Here is a 20,213-nt window from a genome sequence, read left to right on the forward strand (position 1 = left end):
CTGGTTACGGTAGTACAGTTCGATGAAACACAGTATTCGAGGTAACGGGATGGCACAAAAAGCCGAAGACGACGACAAGGTTCGCCTGGACAAGTGGCTGTGGGCGGCGCGCTTCTACAAGACACGGGCGCTGGCCAAGGCAGCGATCGAGAGCGGCAAGGTGCATTGCCGGGGGGAGCGTTGCAAGCCGGGCAAGGAGCCGCGGGTGGGCGACGAATTTGTGCTGCGCACCGGGTTCGATGAGCGCACCGTGGTGGTGAAGGCGTTGTCGGTGGTGCGGCGTGGGGCGCCGGAAGCGCAGACGCTGTACGAAGAAACCGAAGAGAGCGTGCGTCGTCGTGAACAGGCGGCCGACATGCGCAAGGCAGGGGCCATGGGCGTGACCACCGATGGCCGGCCGACCAAGAAGCAGCGGCGGCAGATTCACCAGCTGCATGGGCGCTTTGAATAGACGGGGCCGCTTTGCGGCCCGTCGCAGCAGCCCCAAGGATCTAGCGGACTACCGCCAACCGCCCGACCAACGGTAACCTGGCTGCGATCGTGAACAACGGCGCCGTCCACCGCATCAATGCCGCGCTCCCTTTGGCCGCCAGCGGCGTGTAATAGCTCCAGCCCAACGCCAGCACCGCCATCAGCAACCCGCCGATGTAATCATCCTGCCCCCAGTGGGCACCGGCCACCAGGCGCGGCAGCATGAACAGCACCGCCAGCCCCCAGATCACCAGGTACTGCACCAAGCGGCGGCTGAACACGCTCATGAACAGCGCCCAGATCAGCAACACCGAGGCGTGATCCCCCGGGAAACTCTTGCTGGAACGGTCTTTCAGCTCCCAGGCCGCCTCCAGGTTCGGGTAGTAGTCACTGAGGTGGACGACGTCGTCAAACATCATCGACGGGCTCTTGTGTTGCCACCCGGCTGCATCCACCCACTTGGAAAACAGCGCGCGAATCACCACTAAGAGGAGTAGCGTGACCAGAAAGCCGAAAAACGCCTGACGAACCTGGGTTGCCTTGAACACCCAGTCGCCACGGATAAGGGCTGCGAGAAGGATCAGGCCGACAACAATGTCGAACGGGCGCAGGCTGCCGACTGTCCAGATGTAGCGCCAGGTGGTGTTGTCGGCCAGCGGCGTATTCAGGCTGTGGAACAGCCACTCGTCGAAAGTCAGGCACAAGATCTGGCCAATAGGCCATAACCAGAAACACAGTAATGCGATGGGTAGCAGCGTGCAGGCTGCCAACGGGCCCCATGACCACCTTGCTTGGAACAGTGGTCGATTGTCCATAAAATACCTCGATCTACAGCAGTGAATGAGCGCCTTGCGGGCGCTCTACGACGGGTTTTTCAAAGCCCGGTAATTATTTTGTCATCATTTTCAGATAGCCAGACAACCATGAGCGACTTGCCAGATACAGATTTCACTCAACGTTTCATCTTCGACGAGCGCGATGTGCGCGGCGAGTGGGTGTCTCTCGACGACAGCTACGCGGCGGTGCTGGCGCGTCATGAGTACCCTCAACCGGTCAAGGCATTGCTCGGCGAACTGATGGCCGCCACCGCCTTGCTGGTAGGGGCGTTGAAGTTCGATGGCCTCCTGATTCTGCAGGCGCGTTCCGCAGGGCCGATTCCGCTGCTGATGGTGGAATGTTCCGGTGACCGCGAGATCCGGGGCATGGCTCGCTACGAAGCAGACCAGATCCCGGCAGATGCCAGCCTGTCGCAGTTGATGCCCGACGGCCATCTGACCCTGACCATCGATCCGGTCAAGGGCCAGCGTTACCAGGGCACCGTGGACCTTGATGGCGCCAACCTGTCGGAGTGTTTCACCAACTACTTCGTCCAGTCGCAACAGCTCAATACCCGTTTCTGGCTCAACGCCGAAGGTGGTAAAGCCCGGGGCCTGCTGCTGCAGCAACTGCCGCGTGATCGCCAGCCAGACGACGAAGAGCGCGAAGACAGCTGGCAACATGTGATCGCCCTGGCCAAGACCCTCAAGCCTGAAGAATGGGCGGAAGACAACGAAACCCTGCTGCACCGCCTGTACCACGAAGATGCCGTGCGCCTGTTCGATATCCAGCCGCTGCGCTTCAATTGCAGCTGCTCGCGCGAACGCTCCGGCAATGCACTGGTCAGCCTGGGCGAACACGATGCCAAGGCCTTGGTGGAAGAATGCGGCGGGACGGTGGAGATCGATTGCCAGTTCTGCAACGAGCGCTATTTCTTCGATGCCAGCGATGTGGCGCAACTGTTTGCCGGTGGTGGTACTGACGCAGCCTCAGAAACTCGCCACTGAAACGTTTAATCGCAGGATAATCTCCTGTCGAATTGCGCAAAAGCGCAGTTCTGACAGGAGGGGCCTACTTTTTTTGGGCGTTTCTGGCATAATCCGGCCACTTTTTTCGCTGTAGTAGTTTTTTCAAGACAACTACAAAACGTTTGGAGCACTCGGCCTCGGGCCGGATGGGGTATCTCATGACGCAAGCCAACAACACCGTGTACACCGACCTGAGCGTCGATGAGCTGGTAAAAGAAGCGCTGCAACGCGGTGAAGGCGTATTAGCCGATACTGGCGCACTGGTCGTAGAGACTGGTCACCGTACTGGCCGTTCGCCGGCTGACCGTTTCATCGTCGAAGAACCTTCCACCCAGGACGCCATTTCCTGGGGCCCGATCAACCGCAAGTTCCCGGCCGACAAGTTCGATGCCCTGTGGGACCGCGTCGAGGCGTTCAACAACGCCCAGGATCACTTTGTTTCCTACGTTCATGTAGGGGCCGCCGCCGAGCACTACTTGCCGGTGAAGATGACCACCCAGACTGCCTGGCAGAACCTGTTCGGCCGTTGCCTGTTCATCAACCCGGAGCAGTTCAACCCGGCTGGCCGCGACCAGTGGCAGGTCCTCAACGTCGCCAACTTCGTGTGCGAGCCTGAGCGTGACGGCACCAACTCCGACGGTTGCGTGATCATCAACTTCGCCAAGAAGAAGGTGCTGATCGCAGGCATGCGTTACGCCGGCGAAATGAAGAAAGCCATGTTCTCGGTGCAGAACTTCCTGCTGCCGGCTGCCGACGTACTGCCAATGCACTGCGCGGCCAACATCGGTGAAGAAGGCGATGTGACCCTGTTCTTCGGCCTGTCCGGCACCGGTAAGACCACCCTGTCGGCCGACGAAAGCCGTTACCTGATCGGTGACGACGAGCACGGTTGGGGCGAAGGCGTTGTCTTCAACATGGAAGGCGGCTGCTACGCCAAGTGCATCGACCTGTCCGAGAAGAACGAGCCGGTCATCTGGAAAGCCATCAAGCACGGCGCAGTGCTGGAAAACGTCGTTCTCGACGCCAACAAGCACGCCGACTACACCGATGTCAGCCTGACCCAGAACAGCCGTGCGGCCTACCCGCTGGAGCACGTTGCCAAGCGTTCCGAAGCGAACCTGGGCGGCGAGCCTAACGCAGTCATCTTCCTGACCTGCGACCTGACTGGTGTTCTGCCTCCGGTGTCGATCCTGAACAACGAGCAGGCGGCCTACCACTTCCTGTCCGGCTACACCGCACTGGTCGGTTCCACCGAAATGGGTTCGGGCGGCGGCATCAAGTCGACCTTCTCCACCTGCTTCGGCGCACCGTTCTTCCCGCGTCCGGCTGGCGAGTATGCCGAGCTGCTGATCAAGCGTATCAACGGCTTCAACTCCAAGGTCTACCTGGTCAACACCGGCTGGACCGGCGGTGGCTACGGCGTTGGCAAGCGCTTCAGCATCCCGACCACCCGTGCGGTGATCGCTGCGATCCAGAGCGGCGCGCTGGTCGGTGCTGAAACCGAGCACCTGGACATCATCAACCTGGACGTGCCTAAGGCCGTTCCGGGCGTTGAAACCGAGCTGCTCAACCCGCGCACCAACTGGGCTGACAAAGCGGCCTACGACGAGGCCGCCAAAGGCCTGGCCAAGCTGTTCATCGAAAACTTCAAGAAGTTCGAAGTTTCCGACGCCATCAAGGCTGCTGGTCCACAGCTGTAAGCTGAAACCAGCCGCAACAAGAAGGCCGCCCCTTGGGGTGGCCTTTTTGTTTTCTACTGCCTGTGCGGGCCTCTTCGCGGGTAAACCCGCTCCCCCAGGTACAGCGCACATCTTGAATGCAGTGGTAATCCTGTGGGAGCGGGTTTACCCGCGAAGAGGCCCGCACAGGCAGCCAAAGTCCGGAAATTCTGTTTCACTGTCAGCATCCATTGCGAAGACAAGAGCCAGACAGATGACCGAATCCCCTCAGCGCACTGCCTTCTCCCACTTCCACCCCATCCTTACCCGCCCTCAGGACAACGACCTGAACGGCCATATCGCCGGCGCCACCGTGCATGGCTTCTTCGAAACGGCCATTCAAGCGTTTCTTGTAGAGCAGGCCGAGCTGGACCTGCGTGACGGTGAACTGGCGGCCTTCGTGGTCAGTTCGGCGGCGGACTTCTACGCGCTGCCGGGCTTCCCGGATGTGCTGGAGGTGGGCTTGGGCGTGACGCGCCTGGCGGGCAGTACGGTGGAGTACCGCCTGGCGCTGTTCCGCCCAGGCGAGCCGGAGGCGTGCGCGGCAGGCACGGTGGTGCAGGTGTTCATCGAACGTGCCAGTGGCCGGCCTGTGACGCTGCCAGAGGCGCTGCAGGTGATCCTGTCCGGCCTGGTGCTGGAACCGCAGGCATAAAAAAGCCCCGCCGGCAGGGGCGGGGCTTTTGTTGCCGGGGCAGGGCCCTCAGGCATTAGTCGCGCCAGTGGCGCTTGTGCTTGCGGTGGCCGTAGTGGTGGCCACGGTCGTAGTGGCGACGGTCGTCGTAGTCACGGCGATAGCGACGGTCGTCATGGCGCTCGTCTTCGTCGGCCTTGTTGCCCATGTAGTTACCCAGCGCACCACCCGCGCCACCGCCGGCTGCTGCGCCAATGTAGCTACCTGTGGTACCCCCTACCGAGCGACCGACCACGTTACCGCCAGCCGCGCCCAGCGCGCCGCCGATAGCAGCCTCGCCACGCTGGCGCTTGTCGGCGCCCAGGGCACCGCCGGCCGCGCCGCCCAGGCCGGCACCAATGGCGCCGCCGGTGCTACCACCGATGGAGTTGCCTACCACTGAGCCCAGTACCCCACCCAATGCGCCGCCAATGCCGGCCTCGGTGGTGCCGCCTGCCATGGCCACGCCGCTGAGCAAGCTGAAAGACAACAACAGAATCGAGGAGTACTTCTTCATCAAGAGAGCCTCATAAGGATGACGAGGCGAATTTGAGGCTATCGAGCGTGGCTGGCAATGGAAATCCGACGAGTAACACGAGTTGTACACAATTCTCTAAGTTACTGTATTTGCTATGAAACTTTCTCGATTCTTGGCTGTCTGAGACTTTTATGACAAAGCCCTGAACCGCCACGGAACAGGGCTTTTTTCGTTTTTACAGGATACGCCCGCTGTCCTGCGCCCGCTCCAGTTTGATGGCGATGAACTTCGACGTTGGCGTATGGCTGTCAACGCCAATGCTCTCCAGCGGCACCAGCGGGTTCACCTCGGGGTAATAGGCCGCCGCCTGCCCGGCAGGGATGTCGAAAGCCAGCAGGGTGAAGCCCCGCACCCGGCGTACATGGTCATCCCCCCACAGCGAAACGATGTCGACTTTCTGCCCCGCCTGGAAGCCCAGGCGAATGATGTCGGCTTCGTTGGCGAACAGTACCTCGCGCTGGCCGCGCACGCCGCGATAGCGGTCGTCCAGGCCGTAGATGGTGGTGTTGTACTGATCGTGCGAACGCATCGATTGCATGATCAGGTCTGGCAGTTGGCCGCTGGCGCGCACACGTTCATCCAGCAACGTGTCCGGCAGCAGGTTGGCCTTGAAGTTGGCGCGGCCGGTGTTGGTCTTCCACTCGCGGCTGGCTGCGCTGTTGCCCAGGTAGAAGCCGCCCGGGTGCTGCAAGCGCTGATTGAAACCGCTGAATCCGGCAATGGTATCGCCAATCAGGTCGCGGATACGGTCGTAGTCGGCCACCAGCCAGTGCCAGTCCACCGGTTGCTTGCCCAGGGTGGCGGCGGCAATGCCGGCTACCACTGCCGGTTCCGAGCGCATCTGTGACGACAGAGGCTTCAGCTGCCCGTTGGATGCATGGACCATGCTGAACGAGTCTTCCACCGTTACCGCCTGCGGCCCGTCGGCTTGCAGGTCGATGTCGGTGCGGCCCAGGCACGGCAGGATCAGTGCCTGATTGCCATGCACCAGATGGCTGCGGTTGAGCTTGGTGCTGATATGCACGGTCAGTTCGCAATTGCGCAGCGCCTGGGCCGTGCGCTCGGTATCTGGCGTAGCTTGGGCGAAGTTGCCGCCCAGTCCGATGAATACCTTGGACCGACCGTCGAGCATGGCGTGGATCGCTTCGACGGTGTTATGGCCGTTGTGGCGCGGCACGGCGAAGCCAAAGCGTTTTTCGATGGCATCCAGCAGCGCGACCGGCGGGCGCTCGTTGATACCCATGGTGCGGTCACCCTGCACGTTGCTGTGCCCGCGTACCGGGCACAGGCCGGCGCCTGGCGCGCCGATGTTGCCGCGCAGCATCTGCAGGTTGACGATTTCCTGAATGGTCGGCACCGAGTGGCGGTGCTGGGTGATGCCCATCGCCCAGCACATGATCACCCGTTTGCCACGGCAGTACATGCGCGCGGCCAGCTCGATGTCGACCAGCGCCAGGCCGGATTGCGTCTGGATATGTTCCCACGGCGTGGCATCCACCACCGCCAGGTACGCGTCGACGCCATGCCCATGTTCGGCGATGAACGCATGATCGAACACGGCCGGTTCGCCGTTGGCCTGGGCCTCGCGCTCCCACTGCAGGACGAACTTGGCCATACCGCGCAGCATCGCCATGTCACCGCCCAGCGCCGGGCGGAAGAAGGCGGTGTTGGTCGGTCGGTCACTGTTGGTGAGCATCTCCAGCGGGTTTTGCGGGTGCTGGAAGCGCTCCAGGCCACGCTCCTTGAGTGGGTTGATGCACACCACCTGGGCGCCACGTTTCACCGCATCGCGCAGTGGGTCGAGCATGCGAGGGTGGTTGGTGCCAGGGTTCTGGCCCCAAACGAAAATCGCATCGGCATGCTCGAAGTCGTCGAAGGTGACGGTGCCCTTGCCGACCCCGACGCTCTGCCCCAATGCCACGCCGCTGGCCTCGTGGCACATGTTCGAGCAGTCGGGGAAGTTGTTGGTGCCGTAGGCACGTACGAACAGTTGGTACAGGTACGCCGCTTCGTTGCTGGCGCGCCCCGAAGTATAGAACTCCGCCTGATCAGGGCTGGCCAGCCTGTTCAGCTCGCGGGCGATCAGGGCGAACGCGGCGTCCCAGCTGATAGGCAGGTAGCGATCGCTGGGCGCGTCGTAGACCATCGGCTCGGTCAACCGGCCTTGGTACTCCAGCCAGTAGTCGCTCTGCTGCAGCAGCGAGGTGACGCTGTAGCGGGCAAAGAAGGCGGCATCCACGCGGCGTTTGGTCGCCTCCCAGTTCACCGCCTTGGCGCCGTTCTCGCAGAACTTGACCATACCGCTTTCCGGCGAGTCGCCCCAAGCGCAACCGGGGCAGTCGAAACCGCCGTTCTGGTTGGTCTTGAGCAGGGCGCGAATATTCTTCAGCGCGTTGTCGCTGCCAACCCAGGCCTTGGCCACGCTGCGCAGTGCGCCCCAGCCACCGGCGGGGCCGTGGTAGGGCTTGTAGCGAGGGGTGGAGGCTGGGGCGTTGTCCGGAAGGTGCTGGTACGAGGTCACGGCTGTTACGACTCCGCCGCTGGGCTGTAGACCCGCGGTGCGCTGTGCTTGGGAAAATGGATGAGGTTGAGGTTGTGCTTGCGTGCCCATTGCAGGGCAAGGCCGGTGGGCGCTGACAGGCTGACCAGGGTCTGGATGCCGGCGCGTAGCACTTTCTGGATCAGCTCCAGGCTGCAGCGGCTGGTGACGATGGCCAGGCCGCCCTGGCTGTCGATACCTTGGCGCAGCAGGGCGCCGATCAGCTTGTCGAGGGCGTTGTGCCGGCCAATGTCTTCGCGGCCGAGCAGCAACTCGCCATGGCGATCCATGAACAGTGCCGCATGCACGGCGCCGCAATGCTGGCCAAGCGGCTGGAAGGCATCGATGCGCTCGCGCAGGCCGACCAGCCATTGCGACGGTGGCAGGGGCGCACCCGGCAGCACGGCCAGCTCTGGCAGCGCCTGCTCCAGGGCCTCGACCCCGCACAGGCCGCAACCACTGGTGCCGGCCAGTTGGCGGCGCTGGTTTTTCAGGTTCCAGAATGCCCGGCTGGAGATTTCCAGGTCGGCATACATCGCCGAACCGCTGCCGGAGAGCTTCAGGTCGTAGATTTCTGCCGTGCTTTCGACAATGCCGCTGCCAACGCTGAAGCCGACGGCAAAGTCTTCCAGGTCGGTGGGGCTGACCAGCATCACCGCCTGGTTGAGGCCGTTGTAGGCAATGGCCAAGGCCACCTCTTCGGCCAGCGGCGTGCTGTCGCGTTTGGCGTCGCTGAGCTGGACGTAATCGTAGGTGTTGCTGGCGGCGGGCATGGACAAGGGCGATGAGGCCGCGCAGACCGGAGGTTTGCTGTTCATCGGGGCGTTGAGTACCGGCGGCTTTCTGATAGCACAAGCCTAGGCTTGCGGGCCGGTGGCGTCTAATCGCTAGGGTCTATGCCTTGATAGACCGCGTCGATTGGTCGCACAGGGGGCGGGAGTGGAAAAGCTGGCCTAGACTCGTGTGTCCGAGGTTTCGTCAACAAGGAGAACGCTATGAGCTTGTTCAGTTTCGTGAAGGAAGCGGGCGAGAAGTTGATCGACCTGCTGACCCCTGGCAATGCCAATGCCGAGGAGCAGCTGAAGAAACATGTGCAAGACGTTGGCCTGGGTAACCCGAACATCACCGCCACTGTAGAGGGAGACACAATCATCCTCAAGGGTGAAGTGGCCAGCCAGGAAGAGAAGGAGAAGATCATTCTCGCAGCCGGCAACATCAATGGCGTGGCCAGCGTGGATGACCAGATTACCGTGACCGGGCCGGTGGTGACGGCGGCCAGGTTTGTTACGGTGAAGAAGGGTGACACGCTGTCGGCCATCTCTGTGGTGGTTTACGGCAATGCCAACCAGTACAACAAGATCTTCGAGGCTAACAAGCCGATGCTCAAGCACCCGGACAAGATTTATCCGGGGCAGGTGCTGCGTATTCCTGAGTGATCTTTACTGCCTGTGCCGGCCTCTTCGCGGGCAAGCCCGCTCCCACAGGTACAGCGCAAGCCTCAGGGCCTGTGATATCCCTGTGGGAGCGGGCTTGCCCGCGAAGAGGCCCTCACAGGCCGACCAACAATTCCCGGTAATCCTCGACCGCGGCAAACTCCTCGGTATCCCGCGGCCCAGCCTGGCTGTCCGGCTGGCGCACCGCCAACAAATGCCCCACACCAAACTGCCGAGCACTGCGCAGTATGGCCAAGGTGTCATCGATAAACAGGCTGCGCTCCGGCTCAAAGCCGATATCCGCCTGCAACGCATCCCAGAACTGCGGGCTTTCTTTCGGGTAGCCATAGTCATGCGAGCTGATCAGCCGCTCGAAATACGGCGCCAGTTCCACCCGCTCCAGCTTCAGCGACAGCGAATCACGATGCGCATTGGTGATCATCACCACGCGCTTGCCCGCTTGGCGAATCGCTGCCAGGAAAGTATCGGCATCCGGGCGCAGGGCAATCAAATCTGCAATTTCCTGCTTCAGCTCGCGGATTGGCAGGCGCAGCTCACGGCTCCAGAAGTCCAGGCAATACCAGTTCAGCGTGCCGGCATTGCGCTCGAACAGCGGCTGCAGCTCCATTTCCGCCATGGCCCGGCTTACCCCGTGCAGCTCGGCATAGCGCTGGGGCAGGTGCTCCAGCCAGAAGCGGTTGTCGTAATGCAGGTCGAGCAGGGTGCCGTCCATGTCCAGCAGGACGGTATCGATGGCAGACCAGGGAAGAACAGGCATGGGAAACTCTCGTTCAGTCGGCAAGCCACGGTATAGTAACCCGTTCACGCCAAGGAGCCGCCCCATGCGCCAGAAACCCACCGTCCTCAGCCGCGAAATCGTCGCCAGCAGCCGCCTGTTTCGCGTCGAAGCCGTGCAATTGCGCTTCAGCAATGGCAACGAACGTACCTACGAGCGCTTGGTGGGCCGGGGTAACGGCTACGGCGCGGTGATGATCGTGGCCATGCTCGACGCCGAGCATGCCGTGCTGGTGGAGGAGTACTGCGGTGGCACCGATGAGTACGAGCTGTCGTTGCCCAAGGGCCTGATCGAGCCGGGTGAGGACGTGCTGGCGGCAGCGGACCGGGAGCTCAAGGAAGAAGCCGGTTTTGGTGCGCGCCAACTGGAACACCTGACCGAACTCTCGCTGTCGCCGGGCTACATGAGCCAGAAGATCCAGGTGGTGCTGGCCACCGACCTGTACGAAGAGCGCCTGGAAGGCGATGAGCCAGAGCCGATGCGGGTCGACAAGGTCAACCTGCGCGAGCTGTCGGCATTGGCCATGCACCCGCAATTCACCGAAGGGCGTGCGCTGGCGGCGCTGTACCTGGCCCGTGATCTGCTGATTCAGCGGGGGCTGCTGGAGCTATGAACGACCTGCAACTGATGCACGAAGTGGTCAAGCTGGCGTTGACCGCAGGCGAGGCGATCCTGCCGTTCTGGCGCGCCGATGTGGCCGTGACCAACAAGGCCGACGATTCGCCGGTGACCGCCGCCGACCTGGCGGCGCACCGGGTGATCGCCGATGGCCTGCTGGCGCTGGCGCCGCACATTCCGGTGCTGTCCGAGGAAGACTGCAACATTCCGCTGGCCGAGCGTCAGGGGTGGAGCCGCTGGTGGCTGGTCGACCCGCTGGATGGCACCAAGGAGTTCATTGCGGGCAGTGAGGAATTTACGGTCAACATCGCCCTGGTTGAAAACGGCGAGGTGGTGTTTGGCGTGGTGTCGATGCCGACCAATGGGCGCTGCTACTTTGGAGGGCGCGGGTTGGGGGCTTGGCGTGCGGAGGCCGGTGAGGCAGCACAGCCGATCCAGGTGCGCAACGCACCGGCACAGGGCGAGCGCTTTACCGTGGTGGCCAGCCGTCGGCATTCCAGCCCGGAGCAGGAGGCGCTGTTGGCCGGGCTGGGTGCCGCTGTGGGTGAACTCGAGTTGGCCAATATTGGCAGCTCGTTGAAATTCTGCCTGTTGGCTGAGGGCAGCGCCGATTGTTATCCGCGCCTGGCGCCGACTTCGCAGTGGGATACGGCGGCGGCGCAGGGTGTGGTGGAAGGGGCTGGCGGGGAGGTGATCGGGCTGGATGGCTTGCCGTTCCGGTACCCGGCGCGCGAGACGCTGCTGAATCCGTATTTCCTGGCATTGCCGGCCAATGCTGCATGGCGCCAGGCCTTCCTGAAGCTGATCTGACGCGTATCACCCTACCCTGTGGGAGCGGGTTCACCCGCGAAGAATCCAGCGCGGTGCATGGCACCGGCTTCGCCGGTGTTCGCGGGTAAACCCGCTCCCACAGGATTGCGCAAAATCTCAAGCTTGCGCTGTACCTGTGGGAGCGGGCTTGCCCGCGAACACCGGCGGAGCCGGTGCCATACACCGCGGTGCCTGTTTCGCGGGCAAGCCCGCTCCCACAGGGATCCACGTTAGCGGTGCAGGACGTACTGGCCGCTGAACTTCACGGCAGGCTCGTTGCTCGCGGCATTGCTCACGGTGGTCTCCAGCGTCAACCGTGCCCGCCCGCGGCGCTGGTACATCGTCACGAAACGCTCCCAGGTTTTCTCATCCGGTGCCGCGCAGCGTGCCACTGCGGTGCCGGTAACCGGCAACGGGTAACTGATCTGCCCCTCCTGGATGACGATATGCCCGTCATCAATCCCCAGTTCACGCAAGCGCAGATGCAGCCAGCCCCAGCCCACCAGCACGGCGGCGCAGTACAGGCTGCCGCCGAACATGGTGCTCTTGTGGTTGACGTTGGCCGCCAGCGGCAATTGCAGGCGCAGGGTGTGCTGCTGCCAATCGAGCACTTCCAGGCCCATTTCGCGGGTCAGTGGGATGTCGCTGTGCAGTACGGACTGCAAGTACTGGCTATCGGTGCTCATCAACGGTTGTCCTCGTGATCTTCGTGCCCGCCACTGCCGCCGTCGAAGCTCAGGCTGTGCTTGCGCAGCTTGTCGTGCAGGGTTTTACGGGGGATGCCCAGCGCCTCGGCCAGGCTGCGCATGGAGCTGTGTGGCTGGGCCAGCTCGGCAGCGATCAGCGAGCGCTCGAACTGCTCGACCTGTTCGCTGAGGTTGCCGCTCAGCACGGGTGCCGTAGCTGTTGTCGCTGGGGGCGCCTGGCCATCCAGGGCCAGCTCCAGGCCAAGGGCGAAACGCTCGGCAGCATTTTGCAGCTCGCGTACGTTGCCTGGCCAGTCGTGGCGCAGCAGCACGGCGCGCTGAGCAGGTTGCAGGGTGTGCGGTGGCAGGCCATGGCGCTGGCTGGCGGCGTCAGCGAAGTGCTGGAACAGCACCAGAATGTCGTCGCCGCGCTCGCGCAGCGGCGGAATACGCAGCGGTGCCACGTTCAGGCGGTAATACAGGTCGGCACGGAAGCGCCCTTGGTCGGCGGATTGGCGCAGGTCTTCCTTGGTCGCGGCGATGATGCGGATGTCCAGCGGGATCAGCTGGTTACCGCCCAGGCGTTCGACCACCCGTTCCTGCAGCATGCGCAGCAGTTTCACCTGTACATCCAGGCTCATGCTCTCGATTTCGTCGAGGAACAGCGTGCCGCCGTTGGCAAACTCGAACTTGCCGATGCGGCGTTTCTGCGCGCCGGTGAATGCACCGGGCTCATGGCCGAACAGCTCGCTTTCCACCACCGACTCGGCCAGCGCGCCGGCGTTGATCGCCACGAACGGGCCGTCGCGGCGGCTGGACAGGTCGTGCAGGGCGCGGGCCACCACTTCTTTGCCCGCGCCGGTTTCACCCAGTATCAGCACATCGGCGCGGGTGCCGGCCAGCGCGCCGATCTGCTCGCGCAGGCGCAGCATGGATGGCGAATGGCCGACCAGGCGGGTGGCCAGTTGCTGGCGGTCGCTCAGCGCCAGGCGCAGGCTGCGGTTGTCCAGCACCAGCCGGCGCAGGGCCAGGGCGCGGCGCACGCTGTCGAGCAGGGCGTCTGTGGCAAAGGGTTTTTCCAGGAAGTCATACGCTCCGGCGCGCATGGCCTGCACCGCCAACGGCACATCGCCGTGGCCGGTGATCAGCAGCACCGGCAACTCACTGTCGCGGGCGTGCAGTTGCTCCAGCAGTTGCAAACCATCGATACCGGGCATGCGAATGTCGCTGACCACCACGCCGGGCCAGTCGGCCTCGATGCGGTCGGCCAGGCCTTGGGCATCGGCCAGGGCGACCACCTTGAGGCCGGCCAGGTCCAGGGTCTGGCTCAGTGCCTGGCGCAGGTGCGGGTCATCGTCGACCAGGATGACCTGGGCTCGGCTGTCGATCAGTGTCTCGGTGGTCATGCCGAGGGGTCCTCTGAATTGGGCAAAGTAGCGCCAGGCGCGGCCACACGCAGTTGCAGGGTCAGCAGTGCGCCCCCTTCCGGGTGGTTGGCCAGCAGCAGTTCACCGCCCAGGGCGCGCATCAGGCTTTCGCAGATGGCCAGGCCCAGACCCAGGCCCTGGGTGCGGGTCTTGGTGGTGAAGAACGGTTCCTTGGCATGCTCCAGGGCCTGGCGGCTGAAACCGGGGCCGTTGTCGCGGATGTACAGGTAGACGCAGTCATCACGTTGTTCGGCACTTAGCCACAGGCGGCGCGGGTTGGCTTTTTCGGTCAGGGCGTCGAGGGCATTGGCCAGCAGGTTGCCGAGCACCTGGCGCAGGCGGGTTTCACCGGCCTGTACCCACAAGGTGGCTTCCGGCAGGTCGCGGATCAGCTCCACGGCCATTGCCCGGCGACGCTTGGCCAGCAGCGCCAGGGCATCGTCCAGGGCCGGCTGCAGGGCCACGCTCTCCGGGGCATGGCGGTCGCGGCGGGCGAAGGCGCGCAGGTGGGCGATGATCGAGGCCATGCGCCCGGTCAGCTCGCCGATCAGCTTGAGGTTGCCGCGGGCGTCTTCGGTGCGTTGGTGGTCGAGCAGGATCTCGGCGTTTTCCGCGTAGCTGCGGATGGCGGCCAGCGGCTGGTTGAGCTCGTGGCTGATGCTGGCCGACATGGTGCCGAGAACCGACAGCTTGCCGGCCTGCACCAGTTCGTCCTGGGCGCGCACCGCCTCCTGCTGAGCGTTCTCGCGCTCCAGCACGGCGCTTTTGAGGCGGGTGTTCAGGCCTTCGAGGTCGGCCGTACGCTCGGCCACACGGTTTTCCAGCTGCTGGCGGCCACGGGCCTCGAAGTCGATGCGGTCGATGTAGTGGCGCCGCCGCTGCATCACCAGCCCGGCCAACAACATCACCACCAGCAGGGTGCCTGCGCCGATGGCCATCACCGTCTGTACCGAACGGTCGACCAGTAGGCGAGGGGCGAGGATGCTGACTTGCCAGCCGGTTTCCTTGATATCGCGGGTCTGGGTGATCCAGGCGTCCGGGGTGAGCACCAGCGGTTGCGGTGCCTGGGTCGGGTAGGGCTGGATGGCAATGATGGCCTGGCGTTCGGCTTCGGTCAGCACGCGGGTAGCGCGGAAGCGCCAGTCAGGCCGCGAGGTGAGGATGACCACGCCATTATGGTCGGTCAGCAACAGTTGCTCGGGTGTGCGGCCCCAGAGGGTCTCGGTGTGGTCGAGGTCAACCTTCACCACCAGCACGCCAACGACGCGCTCACGGTCCCGCACGGCTGCGGCAAAGAAGTAGCCGCGCTTGGCCGAGGTGGTGCCTTGGCCGAAGAAGCGGCCCAGATGGCCGGCCATGGCTTCGTTGAAGTAGGGGCGGAAGGCGAAATTGCGGCCGACGAAGCTGTCGTGCTTGTCCCAGTTGGAGGCGGCCAGGGTGTTGCCGCTGACGTCCATCAGGTACATCACCTCGGCACCGGTCTGCTGCACGATGTCCTTGAGCAGCCGGTTGGCATTGGTCACCGCTTCCAGGCGGAACGGGTCGGCCAGTACGCCACGCAGCGCTGGCAGGTCGCCGAGGATCTGCGGCAAGGTTTCGTAGCGGTGCAGGGTGCCGAGCAGGTTGGCGACGTAGAGGTCGAGGGTCTGGCGGTTCTGCGAGGCCAGTTCATCCTGGTAGTAACGCTCGGCAAGGTGATGCAGGGGCCACAGCAGTGGCGCCAGGCACAGGGCCAACAGGGCCAGGCTGCGCCAGCGGGGACGGCGAGGGGGCGTGGGTTTTGCAATCATCACGTAAATGCGCCAGAAAAGTCTGACGCAATTATGCGCTAGTTAAGGCAGCAGTTCCGCCTCTGCCAGTGGCAGCCCGACCTTGTCCTTGTCTGATAGCACCGGGGGGTGCTGCAGCCCCCAGTCGATCGCCAATTCTGGGTCGTCCCAGCGGATGCAGCGGTCAGCGCCCGGGTTGTAGTAGTCGGTCGTCTTGTAGAGGAACTCGGCCGACTCGCTCATTACGGCGAAGCCATGGGCGAAACCGGGTGGAATCCACAATTGATGGTGATTGTCGGCTGAAAGATGCACGGCGACCCATTGGCCGAACGTTGGCGAGCTTTTGCGCACGTCCACGGCGATATCACGTATTTCCCCGTGCACCACGCGCACCAGTTTGCCTTGGGTATTTTCCACCTGGTAATGCAGCCCGCGCAGTACGCCCTTGATGGAGCGTGAATGGTTGTCCTGCACGAACTCGGCCTTGACGCCGGTTTTTTGCGCGAACTCACGCGCGTTGAATGCCTCGAAGAAAAAACCACGGCTGTCACCGAAAACCTTCGGCTCGATGATCAGTACTTCAGGGATTGCAGTAGGGATGATGTTCATAGCGGCTCGCTGGCCCGTTGCCCAAGTATTGACCCTAGTCGGCCTTGCCGGATTTTTCCGCGCGCAGCTGTAACAGGATGCATGAGGTGTGGCTATGGTAGACGGCATGCCGTTACTTTCACCAGAACAGGCTTGGCGTGTGTCGATTGTTATCGGTTTAATTTTGCTGAACGGTCCGTTTTTATCGGTTTTTCAGGCTTCAAATATCGATATATATCGGTTATAAATTGACAATTGCCCCAGCGCATCCAGGCTCAGGGCCATCACAGAGGTCACCCATGAAAACCCTCAACTCCACGCCCCGTGCCGATGGTTTCCACATGCCCGCCGAGTGGGCTCCGCAAACCCAGGTGTGGATGGTCTGGCCGGAGCGTCCGGACAATTGGCGCCTGGGCGGCAAGCCTGCACAGGCAGCCCACGTCACCTTGGCCAAGGCCATTGCCCGCTTCGAACCTGTGACCGTCGCAGCTTCTGCCGGCCAGTACGAGAATGCCCGCCGCCAGCTCGACCAGCCGAACATTCGCGTGGTTGAAATCAGCAATGATGACGCCTGGGTGCGTGACACCGGCCCGACCTTCGTCATCAACGACCAGGGTGAAGTACGTGGTGTGGACTGGGGCTTCAATGCCTGGGGCGGCTTCGATGGTGGCCTGTACGCACCCTGGAACCGCGACGAGGAACTGGCCGCCAAGGTGCTGGAAATGGAGCGCTGCCAGCGCTACCACACCGAAGGCTTTGTACTCGAGGGCGGTTCGATCCATGTGGACGGCGAAGGCACCGTGATCACCACCGAGGAATGCCTGCTCAACCGTAACCGCAACCCGCACCTGAACCGCGAGCAGATCGAAGCGGAGCTGCGCGATCAGCTGGCGGTCGACACTGTGGTGTGGCTGCCCGATGGCCTGTACAACGATGAAACCGACGGCCACGTCGACAACTTCTGCTGTTACGTGCGCCCGGGCGAAGTGTTACTGGCCTGGACCGATGATTCCAACGACCCCAACTATGCGCGCTGCCACGCGGCCATGGAGGTATTGAAGAATACCCGCGATGCCAAGGGGCGTGAGTTCATCGTGCACAAGATGCCAATCCCGGGCCCACTGTTCGCCACCGCTGAAGAGTGTGCCGGTGTCGATCAGGTGGCAGGTAGCCAGGAGCGCGACCCGTCGGTGCGCCTGGCCGGTTCGTATGTGAACTTCCTGATCGTCAACGGCGGCATCATTGCGCCAAGCTTCGATGACCCGGCAGATGCCGAAGCCAGAGCGATTCTGGCGAAGATCTTCCCAGACCACGAAGTGGTGATGATCCCCGGCCGCGAGCTGTTGTTGGGCGGTGGCAACATTCACTGCCTGACCCAGCAGCAGCCTGCACCAGTCAAGCGTTGAGCGCGTATTCAATGAAAAGGCCCGTCAGGTGACGGGCCTTTTTTTTGGGGCGACATCCGGAGGCCAGGCTGGCATACGTTTTGTATTACTTTTCAAACAGATAGCCAAGCAGATAGCTCGGCCAGACCGCGCGCTCGGATCTGTAACAATACTTACGTTAAATTGCCGCTCACGGGCCAGGGAGTACGTGTAGAAATGAACGCAGCAAGTGAGTCGGCATTGCGCCCATCGGCAGTGAATCACCAATCACTCAAGCTGGTTGCGAAGTGGATGAAGCACCATGGAAGCAACAAGGTCAGGACGACCGACCCACAGCGGTTGCTTGCAGGACGCTACCCTCAGGGGCTGATCAGCGAAGCAGAGATGCAGGCGTTGATGGGGGTGTGGCACTGATCGATGGGTTATGCCTGTGCCGGCCTCATCGCGGGCACAGGCAATAAAGATCAGAAGCTGTAGCGACCTGTCACCACCAGGCTACGCGGGTCGCCTACTTGAATCTGCGCCGCACTGGTCGCCGAGCTGTAGTAGGTCTTGTCGGCAATGTTGCTCAACGCCGCCCGCACATCCCAGTCATGGGTGCGATAACCCGCCAGCGCATCCCAACGACCATACCCCGGCAACACCGTGGTGTTCTGGTTGTCCGCGTAACGTTCACCCACCAGCGTCAGGCCGGTTTCGGCATACCAGCCCATCTCCGGTTTCCAGGTGACGAACAGGCTGCCGTTGCGCTTGGCCACATCATTGATGCGGTTGCCTTCCTGGGCGTTGTTGTCCTTGACGATGATCGCATCCTGCAGGCCGATACCGCTGCGTACATACCAGTTGCCGACGATGTTACCGGTGGCGGTCAGCTCGATGCCGCGCGAGCGCTGCAAGCCGCTGAGCAAGATGTTGTTCGGGTTTTCCGGATCACGCGTGCGGCGGTTGTAGAGTTCCAGCTCGTAGACGGCCAGAGTGGTGGTCAGGCGCTGGTCGAGCCAGTCGCTTTTCACCCCGATTTCTTTCTGGCGAGTTTCTTCCGGCTTGGCGTCGTTGCCGTTGCCCGGCGCATCCGGGGTGATACCGATCAGGCCGCCGCCCACCGGCGAGAAGGTCTTGCTCCACGAGGCGTAGAACGAATGGTCACGCCATGGCGTGTAGACCACGCCCAGGCGCGGGCTGGTGCTGTTACTGTCCTGCGGTTCGCGCACGCCATCCTTGTTGGTGGTTTCCACGTCGAACTGGTCGAAGCGTACGCCAGCCAGGATTTGCCATTGATCGTTCAGGCGGATCTGGTCTTGCAGGTAAAGGCCGCGGCTATCGACCACAGTGTGGTTGTCACTCGACAGCAACAGCTTGCCATTGTGCTGCTGGTTGTTGCCAGGTCTTCCCAGGCCCGGAAGCGCCTGACTAACGGCGCTATACAGCACCGGGTCTCGCTTCTGGTTACCGATCTCCAGGCCCAGCAGCAGCTTGTGCTCCAGGCCCAACGTATCGAAATCGCCCTCAGCCTCCAGGTTGTTGAACAGGTTGCGGGTGTTCAGGTCCTGCTGCCAGCGCTGGCGGGTCAGGGTATTGGTGCCGGCGTTGTAGCCCGTGACATAGGTGTTGTCGAACTCACTGTCGAGCTTGAACAGGCCCAAGGTATGGCGCAGCTGCCAGGTTTCGTTCAGCTGGTAGTTCAGGCGTGAGCGCAGGGACTGGGCGTGGTCATCGATGTAGTCGCGCTGGTCGCCGTAGGTGGTACCACGGCTGACGTCGGCCGGGCGACCGTTGACCCCGGGGATGCCACGGTCCGGGGTGCGGTTGTAGCGGCTGTATTCGTATTGCACCAGCCAGTTCAGGTCGGGGTTGATCTGCCAACTGATCGACGGGGCGAACAGCTGGCGGCTGCCGTCGATACCCTCGCGGAAGCTGTTGTTGTCCTGGTTGCCCATGTTCAGGCGCAGGCTGACGGTGTCGCTGGGGTCGGCGCTGAGGTCGGCATACAGGCTGCGCAGGTCTTCACTGCCGGCTTGCGCCTCGACGGTCGAACGGCGGCCCGGCTCCGGTGCCTTGCTGACCCGGTTGACGATACCCCCTTGGCTGCCACGGCCGTACAGCACCGCTGCTGGCCCTTTCAGTACCTCGACCCGCTCGATGTTGTGCAAGTCGCGGATGTACTGGCTGTCGTCGCGAATGCCGTCCAGATAGAAGTCGTTGCTGGCCTCGAAGCCACGGATGCGCACGCTATCGAAGCGGGTGTCGGCGCCGCTACTGACGTTGGGAATGCCTTCCAGTGCCTTGCCCAGCGTGTTGCTGCCGTAGTCCAGCACGTTGGCGGTCTTCACCGTGTCAATGGCCTGGGGCACATAGCGCACCGGCGTCGAGGTGCGGGTGGCGGTGCTCACCTCCTTGACCCGCGGGTTGTCCTTTTCGCGCTCGCTGTCAGCGGTAACCGACGACTCTGGCAGTGTGGTGGTGGCGGCACTGGCCAGGCTGGCGCTGAACAGCAGCGACAAGCCAAGCGTGAGGGGGGAAAGACGGCAGGGTACAAGCATGGGCACATCCGGACCGGGCAGGTGAAAAGAAGTCGCGAATGGTAATGCTTGCTATTTGCTCTTGCTTGGGTATTTGTAAAGGCTTGTCTTTACATATGTGTCTGTTTGTAACAGTGTCTGCCGTCATGTGTTTGCCGGCTACCCGGAAATTGTCCGTTCGATCAAATGGCGTTTTCCCGCACAAGATAAATTGTTTGCTGATAGCGCAAACCTGCATGGAAATGCACCAGACACGTCTGTAATTTTGGTTATATCAACCTGCATTTCACGACTTTTTGACATTTGTAATCGCACACGGCTAGGATTCGGCCAACGCCTGCTGGCCATGATCTTGGCCAAGCTGCTGCCAAGGGCCGCCGTGTACTTACCGGCAGGCCC

19 protein-coding genes are annotated in these 20,213 nt (G+C 62.5%); 9 read left to right on the plus strand and 10 right to left on the minus strand.

The window, feature by feature from the left end:
* Window positions 1-49: 49 nt before the first annotated feature.
* Window positions 50-451, plus strand: a complete 402-nt coding sequence (locus QQL85_RS18510) for an RNA-binding S4 domain-containing protein (protein WP_284355390.1) — start codon at window positions 50-52, stop codon at window positions 449-451.
* A gap of 40 nt (window positions 452-491) precedes the next feature.
* Here the strand turns inward: QQL85_RS18510 and QQL85_RS18515 are convergent, their stop codons facing one another.
* Window positions 492-1,286 (minus strand): phosphatase PAP2 family protein, encoded by a 795-nt coding sequence (locus QQL85_RS18515; protein WP_284355391.1) that lies wholly within the window; start codon window positions 1,284-1,286, stop codon window positions 492-494.
* Between the two features lie 108 nt (window positions 1,287-1,394).
* Here QQL85_RS18515 and hslO point away from each other — a divergent pair, with 108 nt between their 5' ends.
* From hslO to QQL85_RS18530, 3 genes are all read left to right on the plus strand, one after another.
* Window positions 1,395-2,294: an Hsp33 family molecular chaperone HslO gene (gene hslO, locus QQL85_RS18520; RefSeq protein ID WP_284355392.1), complete on the plus strand. Its 900-nt coding sequence runs from the start codon at window positions 1,395-1,397 to the stop codon at window positions 2,292-2,294.
* A 179-nt stretch (window positions 2,295-2,473) separates the two neighbouring features.
* Window positions 2,474-4,015, plus strand: coding sequence for a phosphoenolpyruvate carboxykinase (locus QQL85_RS18525; protein WP_284355393.1), 1,542 nt, complete (start codon window positions 2,474-2,476; stop codon window positions 4,013-4,015).
* A 232-nt stretch (window positions 4,016-4,247) separates the two neighbouring features.
* Window positions 4,248-4,688 (plus strand): acyl-CoA thioesterase, encoded by a 441-nt coding sequence (locus QQL85_RS18530; protein ID WP_060501251.1) that lies wholly within the window; start codon window positions 4,248-4,250, stop codon window positions 4,686-4,688.
* A 55-nt stretch (window positions 4,689-4,743) separates the two neighbouring features.
* Here QQL85_RS18530 and QQL85_RS18535 read toward each other — a convergent pair whose 3' ends face one another.
* The 3 genes from QQL85_RS18535 to fdhD form a co-directional block, all read right to left on the minus strand.
* A complete protein-coding gene (locus QQL85_RS18535; RefSeq protein WP_284355394.1) occupies window positions 4,744-5,223 on the minus strand; it encodes a glycine zipper domain-containing protein in 480 nt (159 codons plus the stop codon).
* 196 nt (window positions 5,224-5,419) lie between these two features.
* The gene (locus QQL85_RS18540) at window positions 5,420-7,765 is read right to left on the minus strand and encodes an FdhF/YdeP family oxidoreductase (RefSeq protein ID WP_284355395.1); all 2,346 of its coding nucleotides are present in this window, start codon (window positions 7,763-7,765) and stop codon (window positions 5,420-5,422) included.
* A gap of 5 nt (window positions 7,766-7,770) precedes the next feature.
* Window positions 7,771-8,601 carry a formate dehydrogenase accessory sulfurtransferase FdhD gene (gene fdhD / locus QQL85_RS18545; RefSeq protein WP_284355396.1) on the minus strand — a complete coding sequence of 277 codons (831 nt, stop codon included), beginning with the start codon at window positions 8,599-8,601 and terminating at the stop codon, window positions 7,771-7,773.
* Between the two features lie 177 nt (window positions 8,602-8,778).
* Between fdhD and lysM the strand changes: the two genes are divergently transcribed.
* Window positions 8,779-9,219, plus strand: coding sequence for a peptidoglycan-binding protein LysM (lysM, locus tag QQL85_RS18550; RefSeq protein ID WP_284355397.1), 441 nt, complete (start codon window positions 8,779-8,781; stop codon window positions 9,217-9,219).
* A 112-nt stretch (window positions 9,220-9,331) separates the two neighbouring features.
* Here the strand turns inward: lysM and yrfG are convergent, their stop codons facing one another.
* Window positions 9,332-9,994: a GMP/IMP nucleotidase gene (gene yrfG, locus QQL85_RS18555; protein ID WP_284355398.1), complete on the minus strand. Its 663-nt coding sequence runs from the start codon at window positions 9,992-9,994 to the stop codon at window positions 9,332-9,334.
* Between the two features lie 64 nt (window positions 9,995-10,058).
* On the opposite strand from yrfG, the gene nudE reads away from it, so the two are divergent.
* Both nudE and cysQ read left to right on the plus strand, forming a co-directional pair.
* Window positions 10,059-10,625, plus strand: a complete 567-nt coding sequence (nudE, locus tag QQL85_RS18560; RefSeq protein WP_284355399.1) for an ADP compounds hydrolase NudE — start codon at window positions 10,059-10,061, stop codon at window positions 10,623-10,625.
* Entirely contained in the window at window positions 10,622-11,440 is an 819-nt protein-coding gene (gene cysQ / locus QQL85_RS18565) for a 3'(2'),5'-bisphosphate nucleotidase CysQ (protein ID WP_284355400.1), read from the plus strand. Before nudE ends, cysQ begins: the two co-directional genes overlap by 4 nt.
* Before the next feature lie 230 nt (window positions 11,441-11,670).
* Here the strand turns inward: cysQ and QQL85_RS18570 are convergent, their stop codons facing one another.
* Genes QQL85_RS18570 through rfbC form a run of 4 tightly spaced genes read right to left on the minus strand, consistent with a single transcriptional unit; the run spans window position 11,671 to window position 15,931 of the window.
* Window positions 11,671-12,126: a YiiD C-terminal domain-containing protein gene (locus QQL85_RS18570; protein ID WP_284355401.1), complete on the minus strand. Its 456-nt coding sequence runs from the start codon at window positions 12,124-12,126 to the stop codon at window positions 11,671-11,673.
* Window positions 12,126-13,532, minus strand: a complete 1,407-nt coding sequence (locus tag QQL85_RS18575) for a sigma-54-dependent transcriptional regulator (protein ID WP_284355402.1) — start codon at window positions 13,530-13,532, stop codon at window positions 12,126-12,128. Before QQL85_RS18575 ends, QQL85_RS18570 begins: the two co-directional genes overlap by 1 nt.
* Window positions 13,529-15,343 (minus strand): sensor histidine kinase, encoded by a 1,815-nt coding sequence (locus QQL85_RS18580; protein WP_284355403.1) that lies wholly within the window; start codon window positions 15,341-15,343, stop codon window positions 13,529-13,531. The genes QQL85_RS18575 and QQL85_RS18580 overlap by 4 nt, the downstream gene beginning before the upstream one ends.
* 42 nt (window positions 15,344-15,385) lie before the next feature.
* Window positions 15,386-15,931: a dTDP-4-dehydrorhamnose 3,5-epimerase gene (rfbC, locus tag QQL85_RS18585; RefSeq protein ID WP_284355404.1), complete on the minus strand. Its 546-nt coding sequence runs from the start codon at window positions 15,929-15,931 to the stop codon at window positions 15,386-15,388.
* 278 nt (window positions 15,932-16,209) lie between these two features.
* On the opposite strand from rfbC, the gene aguA reads away from it, so the two are divergent.
* Both aguA and QQL85_RS18595 read left to right on the plus strand, forming a co-directional pair.
* Window positions 16,210-17,316: an agmatine deiminase gene (aguA, locus tag QQL85_RS18590; protein WP_284355405.1), complete on the plus strand. Its 1,107-nt coding sequence runs from the start codon at window positions 16,210-16,212 to the stop codon at window positions 17,314-17,316.
* A 195-nt stretch (window positions 17,317-17,511) separates the two neighbouring features.
* Window positions 17,512-17,709 carry a hypothetical protein gene (locus QQL85_RS18595; RefSeq protein WP_284355406.1) on the plus strand — a complete coding sequence of 66 codons (198 nt, stop codon included), beginning with the start codon at window positions 17,512-17,514 and terminating at the stop codon, window positions 17,707-17,709.
* Between the two features lie 50 nt (window positions 17,710-17,759).
* Here QQL85_RS18595 and QQL85_RS18600 read toward each other — a convergent pair whose 3' ends face one another.
* Window positions 17,760-19,835 (minus strand): TonB-dependent receptor, encoded by a 2,076-nt coding sequence (locus QQL85_RS18600; RefSeq protein WP_284355407.1) that lies wholly within the window; start codon window positions 19,833-19,835, stop codon window positions 17,760-17,762.
* Between the last annotated feature and the right edge of the window lie 378 nt (window positions 19,836-20,213).

The sequence above is a fragment of the Pseudomonas putida genome (assembly GCF_030159595.1).
In the GTDB taxonomy this organism is placed as follows: Bacteria; Pseudomonadota; Gammaproteobacteria; order Pseudomonadales; family Pseudomonadaceae; genus Aquipseudomonas; species Aquipseudomonas putida_AC.